Below are 16,194 nucleotides of genomic sequence, written 5' to 3' on the forward strand. Positions count from 1 at the left end.
AACTATCCTTTAAAATAACGTCGTTCAACAAAAGGAAGTACATGAACAGACAGTGCAATCTTTTTGCCACGCACCTCAGTAAATACTTCTGTTCCCTCATTTTCCCAACCAACAGGAACATAGCCCATTGCTACAGGACCATCAAAAGAAGGGCCAAAACCACCCGATGTTACCACCCCAATCTGATTTCCTTTATCGTCTAAAAGAACTGCACCGGAACGAACAGGTTGGCGTATTTGCGGCTTTAACCCAACACGACAACGAGAAGGTCCTTTCTGAAGAGCTTCAAGAAAAGCCTTTGCCCCATAAAATTGAGCTTTTTCTCGAACATTTTTTGGAACAGCCCATGTCAATGCAGCATCAATAGGCGTAATATCAGCCGTAATATCATTACCATGCAAACACAATCCTGCTTCCAATCTAAGACTGTCACGCGCAGCAAGACCAACCCATTTAACACGAGAATCACTGAGCAATTTTTTCGCTAATGAATGTGCTTGATCTTCTGGCAGGGCAATTTCAAAACCATCTTCCCCTGTATAACCAGAGCGCGTTACAAACCAATCTTGTTGTGGTTCAAATCCTTGCATAAATAGCAATTCATTACCAGATACCCCAGCATCAGCCATAACAGCTGAAGCTTCTGGACCTTGAAGAGCAAGCAGCACTCTCTCAAGAGCAATTATTTGACACTGAAAGCCACCAGCACGTTTCTCAAGTTCAGCAAAATCAGCCTGTGCATTACTGGCATTAACTACGAGCATAAAACGGTACTCTGCCAAACGGGTAATTATCAGATCATCAATAATACCAGCATGCTCATTAAGTAAATAATTATACCGTGATTGTCTTATCTTTAACAGCGCTGCATCAACAGGCAAAGCATACGATAAAAACTCAGCTGCTTGTGCACCTTCAACAATAATCAATTTCATATGAGAAATATCAAAAAGACCTGCATGAGCACGGGTATGAAGATGCTCTTTCAAAACGCCAAGAGGATAAGTTAAAGGCATTTGCCAACCAGCGAAAGCACCAAATTTCGCGCCAGATTTTTCGTGCAATTTATGTAGGGGAAGTATTTTTAAAGAAGATGTATCAAATTCTTGTTGTGTGCCCATAATATCTCCAAAGCTGTGCTAACATCCACACGATATGGTCGCTTCTGCACCCCTCTGTCATTAACCCAAGAGATTTGCAAAAAGAGCTTTCGCTTACATTTTCAACGCAGGATCTCCCAATTTTTCAGATCTGCCTTTTTTCCTTTACGGTTCTTATAGCCTGAGAGATTATGGGCTGTTTCCCCCTTCGGCAGCAGTCGCAAAAACCCGCACCCTGCACTCTCCCGCAAAAGAATGAAAGAAACAAAAATGCTCTTTCTGACATAGTATTATTTATAAACTATCTTTTTAACACTGTCATCAGCAAAATAACGACAATGCTCTAATTTTTAGACTTGCACGGGCTGTTTTAAAAAGCTTATAGTGGCAGTTTTTAAACATTATAATTTTTAAACATTATAAAATGTGAGTAATTTTACTTTATAAAGCAAGGAGAACGAAAATTACAGGAACCATAAACAAAAATATCGCTTTATAACATTACAAAATTTTACAGCCTAATAGCCTAATACGGATAAGGACAAAATTTCGTAAATAAAAAAGCTTAGAAAGCAGTATCCTTCCATACAAGATCCGACTATAAATTAATTTAATTTTATGTCCTCTGACAATGAATATTTAAGGTATTGTAGAGGTATGATTTTAATGCCCAATCAATGAGTTTATCTTATTACCTAAGGTGTATCATACACTACAATTATTCACATACTACATCTAATCAGATAAAGGTTATAAAACGCTCATGAAAGCTGGCAATATCCATTATAATTGCGAAAATGATTTACCAAAACAAATTGCTCTTTTTCCCTTAGAAGGTGCACTCTTACTGCCAGGTGGATTTTTATCACTCAATATTTTTGAACCAGAAGCTCTCAAAATGATCGAAGACGTTATGGTATCCAACCGTCTATTAGGAATTATTCAACCACTTTCATCGAATACCGACTGTCTATCTACACAACTTTACAGAATAGGCTGTGTAGGTCGCATCACGAATTATAACGAAACGGGAAATGGACGGCTTTTTATCGTATTACAAGGAATTTGCCATTTTACCTTAGAACAAGAACTAGTAAATACAAAATCTTATCGAATTGCTGTTATCCAATTAAACACAAAAGATTTACAAGAACCAGATGTTTCAGAAAGTATTAATCGAGACAATTTATTAAATATCGTTGAGAAATATCTCACTATACATGAAATAGAATATAATTGGAACAGTATCATACAAACCCCTACACCTATATTAGTTAATGCTTTTTCATCTCTTATCCCTTTTACACCAGCAGAAAAGCAAGCTCTACTGGAAGCTCCAGATATTGGAAGTCGTGCTCAAACGCTTCTCGCTTTAACGGAACGCTCACTTATGAAACAAACAGGAACATACTACCATCTCAACTAGTGGACTTAAAAATATGAAAAAGATGACTACCGATCCTAAAATGCTCGAATTACTCGTCTGCCCAATTACAAAGGGAACACTTTCTTTAAATCGCAAAACACAAGAATTAATCTCACTTAAAGCAAAACTTGCTTATCCTATTCGTGATGGCGTCCCTATTATGCTTGCCTCAGAAGCTCGCCCTTTACAGCCTAATGAAAAAATAGCGCAATGAAATTTGTTAAGTTTTCCCTTTGTGGCAAACTATTATAAATCAATTTTTCATCCATGGATATTCTTTATTCACTCAGTCTTTTTTCAATACCGACCTGTTTTAAAAAATGATTCGTAAAATAAAGTAGAAAAATCATCTTATTAAAAAGATTTATTTTCCAAACAATAGGATCAGAATTAAAACTATGGTAAGAAATGTGTTGATCTTTCTGCTTTAAATAAAATTTTGGTTTTTAGTATGAAAAGGAATTATCTATTGAAAATAAGAACTATAAAGCAAAAATAAAGATAGCAAACAGCATTAAAAAATTATATTTGTAGCTTTCATATCAACCTACATATAATAAAAACTTGCAATAATGAAATACAAAATTTTACCTGCACAATGAGTAATATAATCATTATAAATTCAAACTCTTCAAGGTAAATAATTGACAGAAGAGGAGTAATTCACTAAATTGAAGAACTGTCAGGAAAATCTTCATACGGCTGCACAAAATATTCAGACTTTCTCAACTTCAGATTTAGGAGAACAATGTATTCAAAATAATCCGACTTGTAGTTTTTTATTAGTGTGCAAAAAATTGAAATTGAATCTATAAAAATCGATAATATGATTTAATATTCCTTGGCCAACTCACCCTCTCTTAGAGATAGCCCGAGGAAACGGAGAGAGGTAGGAGTGTGGAAAAATGAGTTTTAAAGTTGCAATTGTCGGTGCAACTGGAAATGTTGGTCGTGAAATGCTAACAATCCTGGAAGAGCGTAATTTCCCTGTTCGTGAAGTGGTCCCCTTGGCATCACGACGCTCATTAGGACAGGAGGTTTCTTATGGTGACAAAACTTTAAAAGTAAAAGCACTTGATACGTATGACTTTTCCGACACAGATTTATGCCTCATGTCTGCTGGTGGGAATATTTCTAAAGAATATGCTCCTAAGATTGGTGCTGCTAACTGTGTGGTGATCGACAACTCATCAACTTGGCGTTATGATACCAATATCCCATTGATTGTACCTGAAGTTAATGCAGAAGCTATTAATGGATTTTCCAAGCGTAATATTATAGCAAATCCTAATTGCTCAACAATTCAACTTGTCTTGGCTTTAAAACCTCTCCATGATGCAGCAACTATCAAACGTGTTGTTGTATCCACTTATCAATCAGTTTCTGGAGCTGGTAAAGAAGGGATGGATGAGTTATTTGAACAATCACGAGCAGTTTTTGTTGCAGATCCCATCACATCAAAAAAATTCACCAAACGCATTGCTTTTAACGTTATTCCCCATATCGATGTTTTTATGGAAGATGGTTATACAAAAGAAGAATGGAAAATGGTGGTTGAAACTAAGAAAATTCTTGATCCTAAGATAAAATTAACAGCCACTGCTGTTCGAGTTCCTGTCTTTATTGGCCATGCTGAAGCTGTTAATGTTGAATTTGAAAAACCACTAAGTGCCAATGATGCACAAGCCCTTCTGCGTGATGCGCCCGGTTGTCAGCTTATCGATAAACATGAGGATAGCGGCTATATAACTCCTTATGAATGCACTGGAGAAGATGATACCTTTATTAGCCGTGTTCGCGAAGATATCACTGTCGAAAATGGTTTAGCTTTCTGGGTTGTTTCTGACAATTTAAGAAAGGGTGCAGCATTAAATGCAGTTCAAATTGCTGAATTACTCCTTTCTCATAATTTAGTTACCCCTAAGTTGGCAGCTTAAGTAAATAATGGCGACATAAGGTAAAAAATACTCTATGCTGCTATAATTTTTACTATCCTAATAACGGTAATTTTTTTACCTTTATGGGGTAGGATATGTTACAACACGGTAACGCGTTTCATTGCGTTCAAAATTTTTGAAATGGACGCTATTAGGGAATAACGGATTATAAGCCGCTACATGCTCTACAGATATGCCATGTGCATTAGGTGACGGATTCAGAATTGTCCGTTCATCTCTTTTTTTTACACCTGTATGATCAAGAATTACGTCTATTCTATATTGTTTTTGCATTTGTTTTTGTATTTTTTGAGGTGCCGTGATAATTTTAAAATCGGGAACAACTTGCTTCACTTTTCCCTTTTTTACTTTTACCATAGGGTTTAACTTCATGTGCATATGTCCAGAAGAAATTATAGGAACATTATTGACATTGAAATAACGTGCTGATGCCCAACCTATCCTTCCATTATATTGAAGTAAGCACCAAGATTTATTAGGTAGACAGCTGTTAATTTGTACTTTTGCTCCAATTGGAACTGTTTCTATAACTTGGTAAGTTGTAGCTGGGCCTGTGTGTAAAATCACATAACCTGATGCCACATGAGCAACTGTTCCAGCAACCACATTAAAAGCTGATACTCCAAGCCCAGCTCCTACCAAAGACAATAAAATTACTGTAGTTGATAAAAAATTCTTTTTAAACATTACCTCTTTTTCCTCCTCATAGTGTGAGAGGCAAAATATTCACCTTTGCAAAAATTTGCCACGTTTCAATACAGTGGTGACTAATTTTTATCGCCTTAAAGGCCCACCACATTTTGAGAAAAATTCTCTTAATTTTATCCCCTACCGTCCTATACACACGGTCTACTGTCTTGATTGCAGCATATTCCTTCACGGATTCACTGCATTCAAGAACATAATCTGATCGCTTACTTGCTCAGCCAATCATCATTTAAGAAGTTTTGAAATTGTCATTGGTTCCCCCCAAATAGTGTAGCATAAGGATTTATTTGCTTAAATTTGGAAGAGTAGTCTCCAACCAATATATATTATTGACAAAAAATACCTGTAATATAGGAAAAATAATACTATTTTTAAAATAAAAATGATTGAATATTGTGTTAAGCTTTTATATTTTTAATTTTCCTTAAAAAAATACAGTATAGAGTATACTAGCTCTTTCTTAAAAAAATCTCTAAAAAAGAAAAATAAGGTGAACACATATGATATTAAAGAAATTATTCTGGAATGCTGCTATTGGGTTATTATTTTCTCTTTTTACACTTTTCTTATCTACTGCCTTCTCCACAGCGGCAGACAAATCAACGATCAAACTTGGTGTTATGGAAGGGGGTGAGGCAATTGTTTGGAAAGTTGCTGTTGAGCAAGCCCGAAAAGATGGTTTAAACGTTGAGCTAATTTATTTTTCTGATTATACTTTACCTAATAATGCTGTTCATGCAGGAGATATTGATGCAAATGCTTTTCAACATACACCTTATCTTAAAAATCAGATAAAACAACATGGTTATAAACTTTCAATCGCTGGATATACGTTTATTACTCCAATAGGTATCTATTCACACAAAATTAAAGATATAAAGGATCTCCCTGACAGAGCAAATGTCGGTATTCCAAATGATCCATCAAATGGTGGGAGAGCTTTGCTTCTTCTCCATTCTTTAGGCTTTATAAAATTACAAGATCCTCAAAATATTCTTGCATCTCCACTTGATATTATTGAAAATCCTAAAGATTTAAAAATCCGTGAATTAGATGCTGGAATTTTAGGCCGTGCAATTGATGATTTTGATATCGCAATTGTAAATACAAATTGGGCTTTGATAACCGGATTAGATTTACAAAAAGATGCCATCGCATGGGAGAAAGCAGAAAATAATCCTTATAACAATATTATTGTCGTGCGTACTTCTGATAAAGATCAACCATGGGTTAAGAAATTAGTTGCCGCCTATAATAGTGAGCCTGTTCGTGCAAAAATCAAAGAAATTTTTGGTGCAGCAGCCCAAACATCTTGGTAATTGTGAATGGAAAAACCGGCTCTTATTTCCTTAAAAAATGTTAGCTGTCGTTTTAGAAAAACAGCAGGAACTCCAGCAATAGATCATTTATCTCTCAATATTCATGCTGGTGAAATTCTTGGTATTATCGGGCGCAGCGGTGCAGGAAAATCCACACTTATGCGCTGCTTAAACGGATTAAACCGCATTGATGAAGGAGCTATTTTTTTTGAAGATGTCAATATCTCAAATCTATCAGAAACAGAATGGGCACCTTATCGTCAACGTATTGGTATGATTTTTCAACATTTTAATCTTTTATCATCGCAAAAAGTTATTGATAATATTGAATTACCACTTAAACTAATCGGTATAAATAAAAAACAACGCCGTAAACGTGCCTTTGAACTCATCGAATTAGTAGGATTACATGGTAAAGAATATTGTTATCCTATAGAACTTTCAGGAGGGCAAAAACAGCGTGTTGGTATTGCACGTTCTCTAGCCGCTAATCCTAAGATACTGTTATCAGATGAAGCAACTTCTGCTCTTGACCCTGAAACAACACAATCTATTTTGAAACTTCTTGCTGATATTAATAATCATCTCAATTTGACTATTGTGCTCATTACCCATGAAATGGAAGTTGTGCGCACTATTGCACACCGTGTTGTCGTTTTGAATCAAGGACGTATTGTAGAAGAAGGATATGTGAAAGATATTTTCACATCACCGCAAGATGAAACAACTATTGCTATGCTCAAGCTTGTAACACCACAACTTCCTGAAAAATTTGTAAAAAACCTTAAACAAATCGGTCAAGAAGCCGTTATTGCAGTTAATCTTGCAGGTGAAATCGCTCAGCAACCTTTTCTTCATCTTCTTGAAGATGAAACAGGCTTAAGAGCACGTATTTTACATGGTGGCATTGATACAGTCCAAGGTGAAACTATTGGATGCTTATTTTTAAGTCTTCCTGGACAAAATGAAGTAGCTTTAAAAAAAGCTATCAAATGGTTGACAGAAAAAAGCCGATATTGCAAAGTCGTAGGCTATGTTTAATATTCTTTCTTATGAACTTCCTAGCGCTATTTTTGATACATTATTAATGACAATTAGTTCCTCTTTAATAGCGCTTGTGGTAGGACTCCCGCTTGGATTGCTACTCTATACAACCGCACGCGGGGGGCTTTTTGAATCGTATCTTATAAACCGCCCACTAAGCATCATTGTTGATAGTATTCGCGCCATTCCTTTTATTATTCTTGCATTTTACCTTCTGCCTGTCACCCGTGTAATAGCCGGAAGCGGTGTAGGAATGCTTTCTGTAATTTTTATTCTTACCATTTCAGCAATTCCTTTTTATGCACGAATGACAGAACTCTCTTTTAAAACAGTTGAGAATAGCTTAATTGAAGCTGTTCGTTCCATGGGAGCAAATCGTCTTCAAATTGTCAGATATGTTCTTATCCCTGAAGCACTCCCTAGCTTAATCACGGGTTTTACAGTCATGATTATTTCTCTTATCGGAGCCACCTCACTTGCTGGATATCTTGGTGGAGGTGGTTTAGGTGACATGGCGATCCGATACGGCTACCAGCGCTATAATACTTCCATCATGACAATAGTTATTGTTCTTTTGATCATTTTAAATGTTGTTATTCAATGGTCTTCTGATAAGATTGTACAAAAGCTTGATAAAACAAAACCTTAAAATAATTTAAAGGTTCATTTTTTTTCCTCAACTATAGCAATGATAAGCCATTGAGCGGTAAGAGCTGGTTTTTTTAATTGTTCAATTTCTATCGTAGCTCCATAGTGAAAAATAACTCGCCCAGAAGAGCGGATCTCAGCATCATCTAAAACAAAGCGAGCACGCACCCGACTACCCGTTTTTACAGGGCTCATAAAGCGTACTTTATCAAAACCATAATTGATCCCCATTGTTGTACCTTCTAACTCTGGAAGAGCTTCATAAGCTAATGTAGACAAAAGCGATAAGGTTAAAAAACCATGTGCAATAGTGCAACCAAAAGGCGTTTCTTTCGCCTTTTCCTCATCTACATGAATCCATTGATGATCATCTGTTGCATGTGCAAATTGATTAATCATATCCTGTGTAACAAGACGCCACTGTGATAAACCTACTTCTTTTCCAATAAAATCTGTTATATCCTTTACTGCTATTTTTTGCTGCATCACACCATTCCTGTCTTATTTGATAAAAGCTCTTACACCCTCTTGCTTTTATAAAACTCATTGATTAGAGCATCAATAATAAAAGATTAACAGTCTTACGAGATAACATATTTCATGAATAAAAAAGCACCTTCTTAGAAATATAATTTTCAAATAGGAAAAAATAATGGCAAGCAATGTAAGCCTAACAGGTTTAGCACGTGATTTAAAGCAGCATGCAGAAAATTATCAACCAATCCGCATTGGACTGGTTGGCTGTGGTGAAATGGGAACAGATTTACTGTCTAGTATTGTGCATATGGATGGCATAACAGTTGCAGCTGTTGCTACTCGGACACCATCTCGTGTTTTTGATGCTGCTGCAGTAGCCTATGGCGAAGATGGTCATGCACGAGAAGTCGAAAATGCTAATACCTTAACCCAAACCATCGAGAAAGGTTTAATTGCTGTCACAAGCGATATTGATCTTATTTTGCGCCATGAACAAATCGACATTATCGTTGATGCAACAGGCTACCCTGAAGTTGGTGCAGAAATTGGCTTCAAAGCACTCGAAAATAATAAACATCTTGTTACAATGAATGTTGAAACAGATGTTACAATTGGTACTTATCTAAAATATGAAGCAGAAAAACGAGGTCTCATTTATACACTTGGTGCCGGTGATGAACCTACTTCCTGCATGGAACTTATTGAATTTGTTTCAACCCTTGGACACAAAATTGTTGCAGCTGGTAAAGGTAAAAATAACCCTCTTATCTTTGATGCTACTCCCGATAATTATAAAGAAGAAGCATTAAGACGTAATATGAATGTCCGCATGTTAGTCGAATTTATTGATGGTTCGAAAACAATGGTTGAAATGGCAGCAATCGCTAATGCAACTGGGCTTCTCCCTGATTGTCCAGGAATGCATGGCCCAAAAGCAGCACTTCAAGATTTAAGCAAAGTCCTTATCCCCAAACAGGATGGTGGTATTTTAAAGAAATATGGTGTTGTGGATTATTCAATAGGCCAAGGAATTGCTCCAGGTGTTTTTGTAGTTGCAGAAATAGCACACCCACGTTTACGCGAACGCATGGAAGATTTAAAAATTGGTCAGGGGCCTTACTTCACCTTTCATCGCCCCTATCATTTAACAGCAATGGAAGTTCCACTAACCTGCGCGCGCGTTATACTTTATGGAAAAAAAGATATGACACCACTTAATCATCCAGTAGCAGAAGTTTGTGCTGTTGCTAAAAAAGATTTATATCCTGGTGATCAATTAGATTTTATTGGTCTTTACAGCTATCGTGCTTGGATAATGAGTATTGAAGAGGCACGTATTCACCACGCCATTCCTTGTGGTCTTCTAGAAAAAGCAATAGTTACAGCTAAAATTAAAAAAAATGAGCTTATCACATCACATAACACTACCATTCGAAAAAACCAGTGGATTGTACAACTTCGAGCTAAACAAGACCTTTTGCTTCATTATCCCGCTTCCTACTAATGCTTGAAAAAACTCTATTGTAGACTTATGGCAATATATTAATTATTTTTCATCAGTGTATTAATTATCTTTAATATAAGATATTAAATCAGCCTCTTTAATGGTTAATATCTAGTTATTCCAAAAACTCTTAGTTATGAATCATAAAAAACTGTTCAATGATAGACATTGATGTGTGTGTTTTGAAACTTAGTTTTAAAATAGACTAAACATATGATTAATAAATCGTTTGTAAGCAATACTGGAAAGCAGAAAAACATAACGATAAAACTAATCTATTGCTTCATAAACATAAAAATAGCAATAAACTAATAGATTTCTCGTTATAATCTGCCTCCTCTCCATGATATCACTGAAAAATAGCATTGGCAGCAAATAAAGATACCTCTTTAACGAAAGTGCGTAAATTAGCAGTATAATAGTGTAGAATTATTCAGAACAGCTATGACCTTAGTAAAACATGTGAGAAAAAAAGTATGAGACCATACAAAATCTCCATTACTTAAAGAACATTTTTCTAGATACTTTATAAAGCTAAATTAAAAAGAAATCATGAAAATAACAACTACCTATACCTTTACTGCAAAATGTTCACAAACTATGAGCCATAAAAAAGCTTAAAGCCTTATCTTTTTAAATAGAGAAAGATATCAACCGAATAGTTGTGAATTTTTATCGATACATATCGAGTAGATATCCAATATTGCCTTTAATAATATAATTCTTTCCTCATTCAATTCAGTGTGCTCCCAATATTAGTTTTTAATAATAAAATAAGTAAATTTAATGAATGTAAAACAGTTAAATCAATAACGATATAATAGATACGACAATACCAACTGTATTACCTGTAGCAAGAGAGGCTATTAATGAACCGATACTCACACCGCCCCAAATTACGTTGAATAATAAAGAGGATTTTCCAGATGATGTTTCAAACAAAAATACTTGTTCAACTTTCCCAAAGGCTAATCTATCTTGTTCTAAAATATTATGAATATTATCCACATTCACCACTTTACTAGCTACATTTTTTTCTTGTAGAGCAACAGATTCTTCTTGCTGAAATTGAGTTTTTACAATATTCCCATAACTTACTACAGTTTGTAAAAAATAAAAAATAAACGCTATAAAAATATAAAAACATGTACGACTTTTAAATATTTCAAACATATTTTCTGCTGCTCCTTTTTTACTGAAAGCTAAAAAAACAGTTTAAATTTGCATTTAAATGTCCATTTTTAAATGCAAAATAATTAAAATAATGACGTTATACAAGATACTATACAGCCAACGACACTACCTGTTACCATAGAGGTTATCAGTGAGCCGATATCAAATTGCTCTCGAAATGATTTGAGTGTATATTTTGCATAGAATGAAATATATTCATATGCTTGGTAAAAGTATACTTTTGCGTGGTTAGTGTATTCTGAATTGAAACAAGATATTTGTTCAATTTTTTCAAAAGATAATCCACCTTGTTCTAAAGTATTATGGGCAATAGCCACATTTACGACTTTATTAGCTATATTTTTTCCTAATGAAAAAGCAACTACCTCCTGTTGAAATTGAATCTTTACAGTATTCCCATAATTTACTATAGGTTGTGCAAAAAAAAGAGTAAATGCTATAAAAACACATGAATATACACGGCGTTTAAATACTTTAAACATATTTTTTGCTCCTCTTTTTATTCATTAAAATATGAGAGAATGTTTATATTATAAAAGCAATAATACTCATATATAAATATCCATTTTAAAAAATAATACTTATATTAATATATAATTTATTACATATAAAGATCGAATTGAAATTTATAAAATAAAAAAATCTATTTAGAATAATATTCTTTTAAAATATTAATTTAAAGCAAGTTTATCTCAACCTAAAACTACTGTGAGAACTGGAATTAAAAAATAACAGAATATAAATATTAAGATGAAATTATTAAAATTTTATTAGATCAAAGCAAATACCATCACTAATCTATATGACACCATTATCGCTAAAAACTTTTAAAAATCTGTTTCATCACAAAAAAATGATATGTTTATAACCTCCCCTTAGGAGCAAATTAAAGAAACAAAAATATTTTTATTAATTCTTATTAAGATTAAAAAGTATTTTTTTATAATTAAATTAATACAAATTGTTGTAAATTAAATCAACAATACACTCTGCAACCTTTTAGCTATCCCTTTATTCATTATTCACTATTTCACCTATTCTAATAAGTTATAACATTAGCTAAAATAACAAATTCCCACACTTCCAAATATACTGTATAATCTTTTACATAAGATCAATCAGTCATTACCTTAATAGTTTTAACAAAATAAACTTCCACTGCACATCTTAATTATTGTACTTTTTTAAATGAACATACTATTTCCCATCTACTAAATTAATGCTAACAAAATTCTTCTAAAATTTTTCAACTTATGTATGCATATCAACATCCATCATTTACATAAAAACTTGTTGATGCACTATTAAAAGAAGTTTTTTATCTTTCTGATACACTTCTGCATAATCCTCAACAAAATAACTTCTAGCATCTTAATTTGAAACTGAAATTTAGTGATAATTTTATTCTTTATATCAGCTAGCTATAATTTATTTTTTTACTTCCATAGCAAAAATTAAAGCATTAATAACTCAAACCTGAACACGCATTCTAAATGAGCCGATGAGAAGATTTATTTCAAATTTTATGGTACTAAAAATATCTGATAATTCTTAAATAACAGCTTTCAAAGATAAGAATATTAAGCAGAAAATTTCACAAAATATACTTAATGCTTGAAGACGAAATTTCATATTTTAGCAAAAGTTCAGATAATTGTTTAAATGATATCTCTACCGTTTTTAACAAAGCATTAATTTTGTTACGCACCTATTTAACACAAAAATATTCTTGTTTGCGTTTCCCTCATATATAGATTAAAATTGAATGAAATAGCCTTTATAATCTTTGATTACTCCATATTTATTAACTTTTCTTTTTGATAACAAACTTATGGTATCTGATACACCTTTCCTTTCTCTGCTACCTTTAGGCGCACATGAATATCACGGAAATCATCTCCCCTTTGAAACCGACTGGATTATTGCTGAATCTTTTGCAAAAGCACTTACTTTACAAACAAAAAAGCAATTTCATATCGCACTCTTACCTGTTGAAAAAATTGGATATTCAATAGAACATATGGATGTTGCCGGCACACAAACACTCACCTTTTCTGATGCCATAGAACGGTGGATAAACATCGGTAAGAGCTGCTATGATCAAGGTATTAAGCGTTTTCTTCTTCTCAACGCTCATGGAGGTAATTCACCTTTAATGAACATTGTTATCACTGAATTACGGAGGCGTTTTTCAATGCTTGCGGTAGCAACAAGCTGGAATCGTTTTGGTTTACCGCGAGGTTTAATGAAGCCGTCTCAATACCAACTTGATATTCACGGAGGATTTATCGAAACTTCCTTAATGCTTTATTTGGCACCAGAAAAAGTGCATATGGAGAAGGCACAAAATTTTCATAATAAGCAAGCTGATATGATTGAAAATTATAGATATTTACGTGCTTATGGTCCTCATCCCTTTGGGTGGATAATGCGTGATCTTAACACGCAAGGAGCAGTAGGTAACGCAAGCGCAGCAACAGCACAAGCAGGTGAAGCAATTTTTTCTCATGTTCTTTGTGGGCTTCGTATTTTACTTGATGACATCAATCGATTTTCAATAGACACGTTATGATAAAAGGCAAAGCCATGAAAAAATACAAAATATACCCGATAAACTTCCTGTTATAGTTCTTACAGGATATCTTGGCTCAGGAAAAACCACACTTCTCAATCGTATTCTCCATGAAAATCATGGCAAACGTTATGCCGTCATTGTCAATGAATTCGGTGAAATCGGTATCGATAATGATTTTATCATTGATATCAGATGAAGAAATTTATGAAATGAATAATGGCTGTGTTTGCTGTACCGTCCGCGGCGACCTTATTCGAATTTTAGAAAGTCTGATGCAGTGCTCTCATCGATTTGATGCTATCATTATAGAAACAACAGGACTTGCTGACCCAGTCCCTGTTGCACAAACTTTTTTTATGGACGATGCTATACATGAAAAAACTGCACTCGACAGTGTCATAGCAGTCGTTGATGCAAAGCATTTTCCACTCCAACTTAAAAAAAGTCGTGAAGCTGAAGAGCAAATTGCTTTCTCTGATATTATTTTATTAAATAAAATTGATCTTGTTAGTGTAAACGAACGTGCACACATCGAAGCGCTCATTCGTAAAATTAATCCTCAAGCCGCACTTTACGCAACAGAACGTGCTAACATCCCCCTCGATAAACTTCTTGCTCATGGAGCATTTGATCTACAACGTACTTTAGATAATAATCCCCATTTTTTCGATCACCAGCACTCAAATCATGTATGTGGTACCGATTGTGATCACAATCATGAACATCATTACACATCTGCTATTCATGATACTACGATAACTTCTGTGAGTTTCAAAACAGGTGCTCTTCAACCAGAAAAATTTTTCCCATGGATCCGACAAATTACTCAGCAACAGGGTCCTGATATTTTGCGTTTAAAGGGTATTATCGCATTTCAAGGAGATGATGACCGCTATGCCATTCAGGGTATACATATGATCCTTGAGGGAGAGCATCAGCGCCCATGGCGTAAAGATGAAAAACGCGAAAGTCGACTTGTTTTTATTGGCCGCACCCTTGATGCAGAAAAACTAAAAATTGGTCTGAAAAATTGCACATAAATAAATGAAAATGCCAAACATTATTAACTATAATCTGCAAAATTATTGCCTTTCCTGTGGGTTTATTGGTAATAAACCGGCTTTTGTTTCAGTGGAAGGTATAATTGTTTTTTTAAGCTCAACTCCACAAACTATTGAAGTCCATAAAGGAATAATTTCAAGCCATTTTGCTCATGATAATACAGCTATCATTACAGGTGGAGAAGATGGAAAAGTCTGTCAAATAACGGCAAACGGTCATATAGAAGTATTGGGGCAACAAGAACGAAAATGGATAAGCAGTGTTGCTTTTGGACCACAGAAAATTTTTGCCTTTGCCTCTTCACGTTTAATATCAGCAAATATTGGTAATGGACTGCAAGAGCTTATCCACAAATACAGTGTAGAAGACATTTCTTTCTCCCCAAAGGGTTTACGGCTTGCTGTTGCCCATTATAATAGTGTTACACTTCATTGGTTATCAACACAAATACCCCCAACCACATTAGTATGGAAAAGGGCACATTTTGCTGTGACCTTTTCACCAGACAACCGCTATGTAATTTCTACAATGCAAGAAAATGCCCTACATGGTTGGCGTCTTACAGATAATCAACATTTACGTATGAATGGTTATCCAAGCAAAGTTAAAAGCTGGTCTTGGAGCTCAAAAGGAAAATGGTTAGCAACATCAGGTGCATCAGCAGCAATTGTTTGGCCTTTTTATACAAAGGATGGTCCTATAGGTAAAACACCTTTAGAGCTTAGCACACGAGCAAACGCACTTGTCACCACTGTTTCTTGCCACCCAAAAGAAGAAATTTTAGCAATAGGTTTTAATGATGGAATGATCTTGTGCACACATTTTCATGATGGAAAAGAAATCCTTCTAAAGGACTGTGGCAAAAGTGCTATTTCAGCGATAAACTGGGATCAGAAAAGAGATAACTTAGCCTTCGGTAGTGAAAGTGGAGAATGCGGTATTATAAATATCACGACTTAAAAAAATATCCCCAACAACAGAAAAAAAACTTAAAGACGAAAGAAAAAACTGCCCGAACTGCTTAATATAAAAAAGAGCTCCTTAACATAAAAAAACGATTTAGTTTTTAAGAAATAAATCTGTTAAACTAGAAAACATCTTGATGATGACAAGTCTCCCACCTTCAAAAACTCTAGCAAAAATAACTTGCCACCACCATTGGTAATACCAAAATACTCA

14 protein-coding genes, 1 pseudogene and 1 riboswitch are annotated in these 16,194 nt (G+C 34.5%); of the genes and pseudogenes, 10 read left to right on the plus strand and 5 right to left on the minus strand.

Annotation, left to right across the window (positions count from 1 at the left end; genetic code table 11):
• Positions 1 to 2 precede the first annotated feature (2 nt).
• Entirely contained in the window at positions 3 to 1,121 is a 1,119-nt protein-coding gene (gene gcvT, locus V4P56_RS04410) for a glycine cleavage system aminomethyltransferase GcvT (protein ID WP_455481718.1), read from the minus strand.
• Between the two features lie 137 nt (positions 1,122 to 1,258).
• Positions 1,259 to 1,358: riboswitch (glycine riboswitch) on the minus strand.
• 505 nt (positions 1,359 to 1,863) lie between these two features.
• On the opposite strand from gcvT, the gene V4P56_RS04415 reads away from it, so the two are divergent.
• The 3 genes from V4P56_RS04415 to V4P56_RS04425 all read left to right on the plus strand — a co-directional run bounded on the left by V4P56_RS04415 (position 1,864) and on the right by V4P56_RS04425 (position 4,463).
• Complete coding sequence (locus V4P56_RS04415) at positions 1,864 to 2,526, plus strand: LON peptidase substrate-binding domain-containing protein (RefSeq protein ID WP_455481719.1); 663 nt, start codon at positions 1,864 to 1,866, stop codon at positions 2,524 to 2,526.
• Between the two features lie 13 nt (positions 2,527 to 2,539).
• Complete coding sequence (locus tag V4P56_RS04420; RefSeq protein WP_455481720.1) at positions 2,540 to 2,740, plus strand: Trm112 family protein; 201 nt, start codon at positions 2,540 to 2,542, stop codon at positions 2,738 to 2,740.
• 691 nt (positions 2,741 to 3,431) lie between these two features.
• Positions 3,432 to 4,463, plus strand: coding sequence for an aspartate-semialdehyde dehydrogenase (locus V4P56_RS04425; RefSeq protein WP_455481721.1), 1,032 nt, complete (start codon positions 3,432 to 3,434; stop codon positions 4,461 to 4,463).
• A gap of 81 nt (positions 4,464 to 4,544) precedes the next feature.
• On the opposite strand, the gene V4P56_RS04430 is transcribed toward V4P56_RS04425, so the two are convergent.
• Positions 4,545 to 5,171 carry an SH3 domain-containing protein gene (locus tag V4P56_RS04430; RefSeq protein ID WP_455481722.1) on the minus strand — a complete coding sequence of 209 codons (627 nt, stop codon included), beginning with the start codon at positions 5,169 to 5,171 and terminating at the stop codon, positions 4,545 to 4,547.
• A gap of 521 nt (positions 5,172 to 5,692) precedes the next feature.
• Here V4P56_RS04430 and V4P56_RS04435 point away from each other — a divergent pair.
• Genes V4P56_RS04435 through V4P56_RS04445 form a run of 3 tightly spaced genes read left to right on the plus strand, consistent with a single transcriptional unit; the run spans position 5,693 to position 8,204 of the window.
• Entirely contained in the window at positions 5,693 to 6,511 is an 819-nt protein-coding gene (locus tag V4P56_RS04435) for a MetQ/NlpA family ABC transporter substrate-binding protein (RefSeq protein ID WP_455481723.1), read from the plus strand.
• A gap of 6 nt (positions 6,512 to 6,517) precedes the next feature.
• On the plus strand, positions 6,518 to 7,552 hold the full coding sequence (locus V4P56_RS04440; protein ID WP_455481724.1) for a methionine ABC transporter ATP-binding protein: 1,035 nt from the start codon (positions 6,518 to 6,520) through the stop codon (positions 7,550 to 7,552).
• A complete protein-coding gene (locus V4P56_RS04445; RefSeq protein WP_455481725.1) occupies positions 7,545 to 8,204 on the plus strand; it encodes a methionine ABC transporter permease in 660 nt (219 codons plus the stop codon). The genes V4P56_RS04440 and V4P56_RS04445 overlap by 8 nt, the downstream gene beginning before the upstream one ends.
• Before the next feature lie 14 nt (positions 8,205 to 8,218).
• Here V4P56_RS04445 and V4P56_RS04450 read toward each other — a convergent pair whose 3' ends face one another.
• Positions 8,219 to 8,689, minus strand: a complete 471-nt coding sequence (locus V4P56_RS04450; protein WP_455481726.1) for a MaoC family dehydratase — start codon at positions 8,687 to 8,689, stop codon at positions 8,219 to 8,221.
• 166 nt (positions 8,690 to 8,855) lie between these two features.
• Between V4P56_RS04450 and V4P56_RS04455 the strand changes: the two genes are divergently transcribed.
• Positions 8,856 to 10,184, plus strand: coding sequence for an NAD(P)H-dependent oxidoreductase (locus V4P56_RS04455; RefSeq protein WP_455481727.1), 1,329 nt, complete (start codon positions 8,856 to 8,858; stop codon positions 10,182 to 10,184).
• A gap of 801 nt (positions 10,185 to 10,985) precedes the next feature.
• Here the strand turns inward: V4P56_RS04455 and V4P56_RS04460 are convergent.
• Positions 10,986 to 11,357 (minus strand): hypothetical protein, encoded by a 372-nt coding sequence (locus V4P56_RS04460; protein WP_455481728.1) that lies wholly within the window; start codon positions 11,355 to 11,357, stop codon positions 10,986 to 10,988.
• 83 nt (positions 11,358 to 11,440) lie between these two features.
• Positions 11,441 to 11,860: a hypothetical protein gene (locus V4P56_RS04465; RefSeq protein WP_455481729.1), complete on the minus strand. Its 420-nt coding sequence runs from the start codon at positions 11,858 to 11,860 to the stop codon at positions 11,441 to 11,443.
• Positions 11,861 to 13,209: 1,349 nt separating this feature from the next.
• On the opposite strand from V4P56_RS04465, the gene V4P56_RS04470 reads away from it, so the two are divergent.
• The 3 genes and pseudogenes from V4P56_RS04470 to V4P56_RS04480 all read left to right on the plus strand — a co-directional run bounded on the left by V4P56_RS04470 (position 13,210) and on the right by V4P56_RS04480 (position 15,975).
• On the plus strand, positions 13,210 to 13,950 hold the full coding sequence (locus V4P56_RS04470; RefSeq protein WP_455481730.1) for a creatininase family protein: 741 nt from the start codon (positions 13,210 to 13,212) through the stop codon (positions 13,948 to 13,950).
• Positions 13,951 to 13,972: 22 nt separating this feature from the next.
• Positions 13,973 to 14,993 (plus strand): annotated as a pseudogene (locus V4P56_RS04475) (CobW family GTP-binding protein).
• Positions 14,994 to 15,003: 10 nt separating this feature from the next.
• On the plus strand, positions 15,004 to 15,975 hold the full coding sequence (locus V4P56_RS04480; RefSeq protein WP_455482660.1) for a WD40 repeat domain-containing protein: 972 nt from the start codon (positions 15,004 to 15,006) through the stop codon (positions 15,973 to 15,975).
• Positions 15,976 to 16,194: the final 219 nt, after the last annotated feature.

This window comes from Bartonella sp. B35(2025) (genome assembly GCF_053794465.1).

Bases quoted from the DNA above. Each gene is read 5' to 3' on its own strand.
- V4P56_RS04415 (WP_455481719.1), top strand. From the start codon at position 1,864: ATGAAAGCTGGCAATATCCATTATAATTGCGAAAATGATTTACCAAAA.
- gcvT (WP_455481718.1), bottom strand. From the start codon at position 1,121: ATGGGCACACAACAAGAATTTGATACATCTTCTTTAAAAATACTTCCC.
- V4P56_RS04450 (WP_455481726.1), bottom strand. From the start codon at position 8,689: ATGCAGCAAAAAATAGCAGTAAAGGATATAACAGATTTTATTGGAAAA.
- V4P56_RS04465 (WP_455481729.1), bottom strand. From the start codon at position 11,860: ATGTTTAAAGTATTTAAACGCCGTGTATATTCATGTGTTTTTATAGCA.
- V4P56_RS04445 (WP_455481725.1), top strand. From the start codon at position 7,545: ATGTTTAATATTCTTTCTTATGAACTTCCTAGCGCTATTTTTGATACA.
- V4P56_RS04430 (WP_455481722.1), bottom strand. From the start codon at position 5,171: ATGTTTAAAAAGAATTTTTTATCAACTACAGTAATTTTATTGTCTTTG.
- V4P56_RS04435 (WP_455481723.1), top strand. From the start codon at position 5,693: ATGATATTAAAGAAATTATTCTGGAATGCTGCTATTGGGTTATTATTT.
- V4P56_RS04425 (WP_455481721.1), top strand. From the start codon at position 3,432: ATGAGTTTTAAAGTTGCAATTGTCGGTGCAACTGGAAATGTTGGTCGT.
- V4P56_RS04460 (WP_455481728.1), bottom strand. From the start codon at position 11,357: ATGTTTGAAATATTTAAAAGTCGTACATGTTTTTATATTTTTATAGCG.
- V4P56_RS04420 (WP_455481720.1), top strand. From the start codon at position 2,540: ATGAAAAAGATGACTACCGATCCTAAAATGCTCGAATTACTCGTCTGC.
- V4P56_RS04470 (WP_455481730.1), top strand. From the start codon at position 13,210: ATGGTATCTGATACACCTTTCCTTTCTCTGCTACCTTTAGGCGCACAT.
- V4P56_RS04480 (WP_455482660.1), top strand. From the start codon at position 15,004: ATGCCAAACATTATTAACTATAATCTGCAAAATTATTGCCTTTCCTGT.
- V4P56_RS04455 (WP_455481727.1), top strand. From the start codon at position 8,856: ATGGCAAGCAATGTAAGCCTAACAGGTTTAGCACGTGATTTAAAGCAG.
- V4P56_RS04440 (WP_455481724.1), top strand. From the start codon at position 6,518: ATGGAAAAACCGGCTCTTATTTCCTTAAAAAATGTTAGCTGTCGTTTT.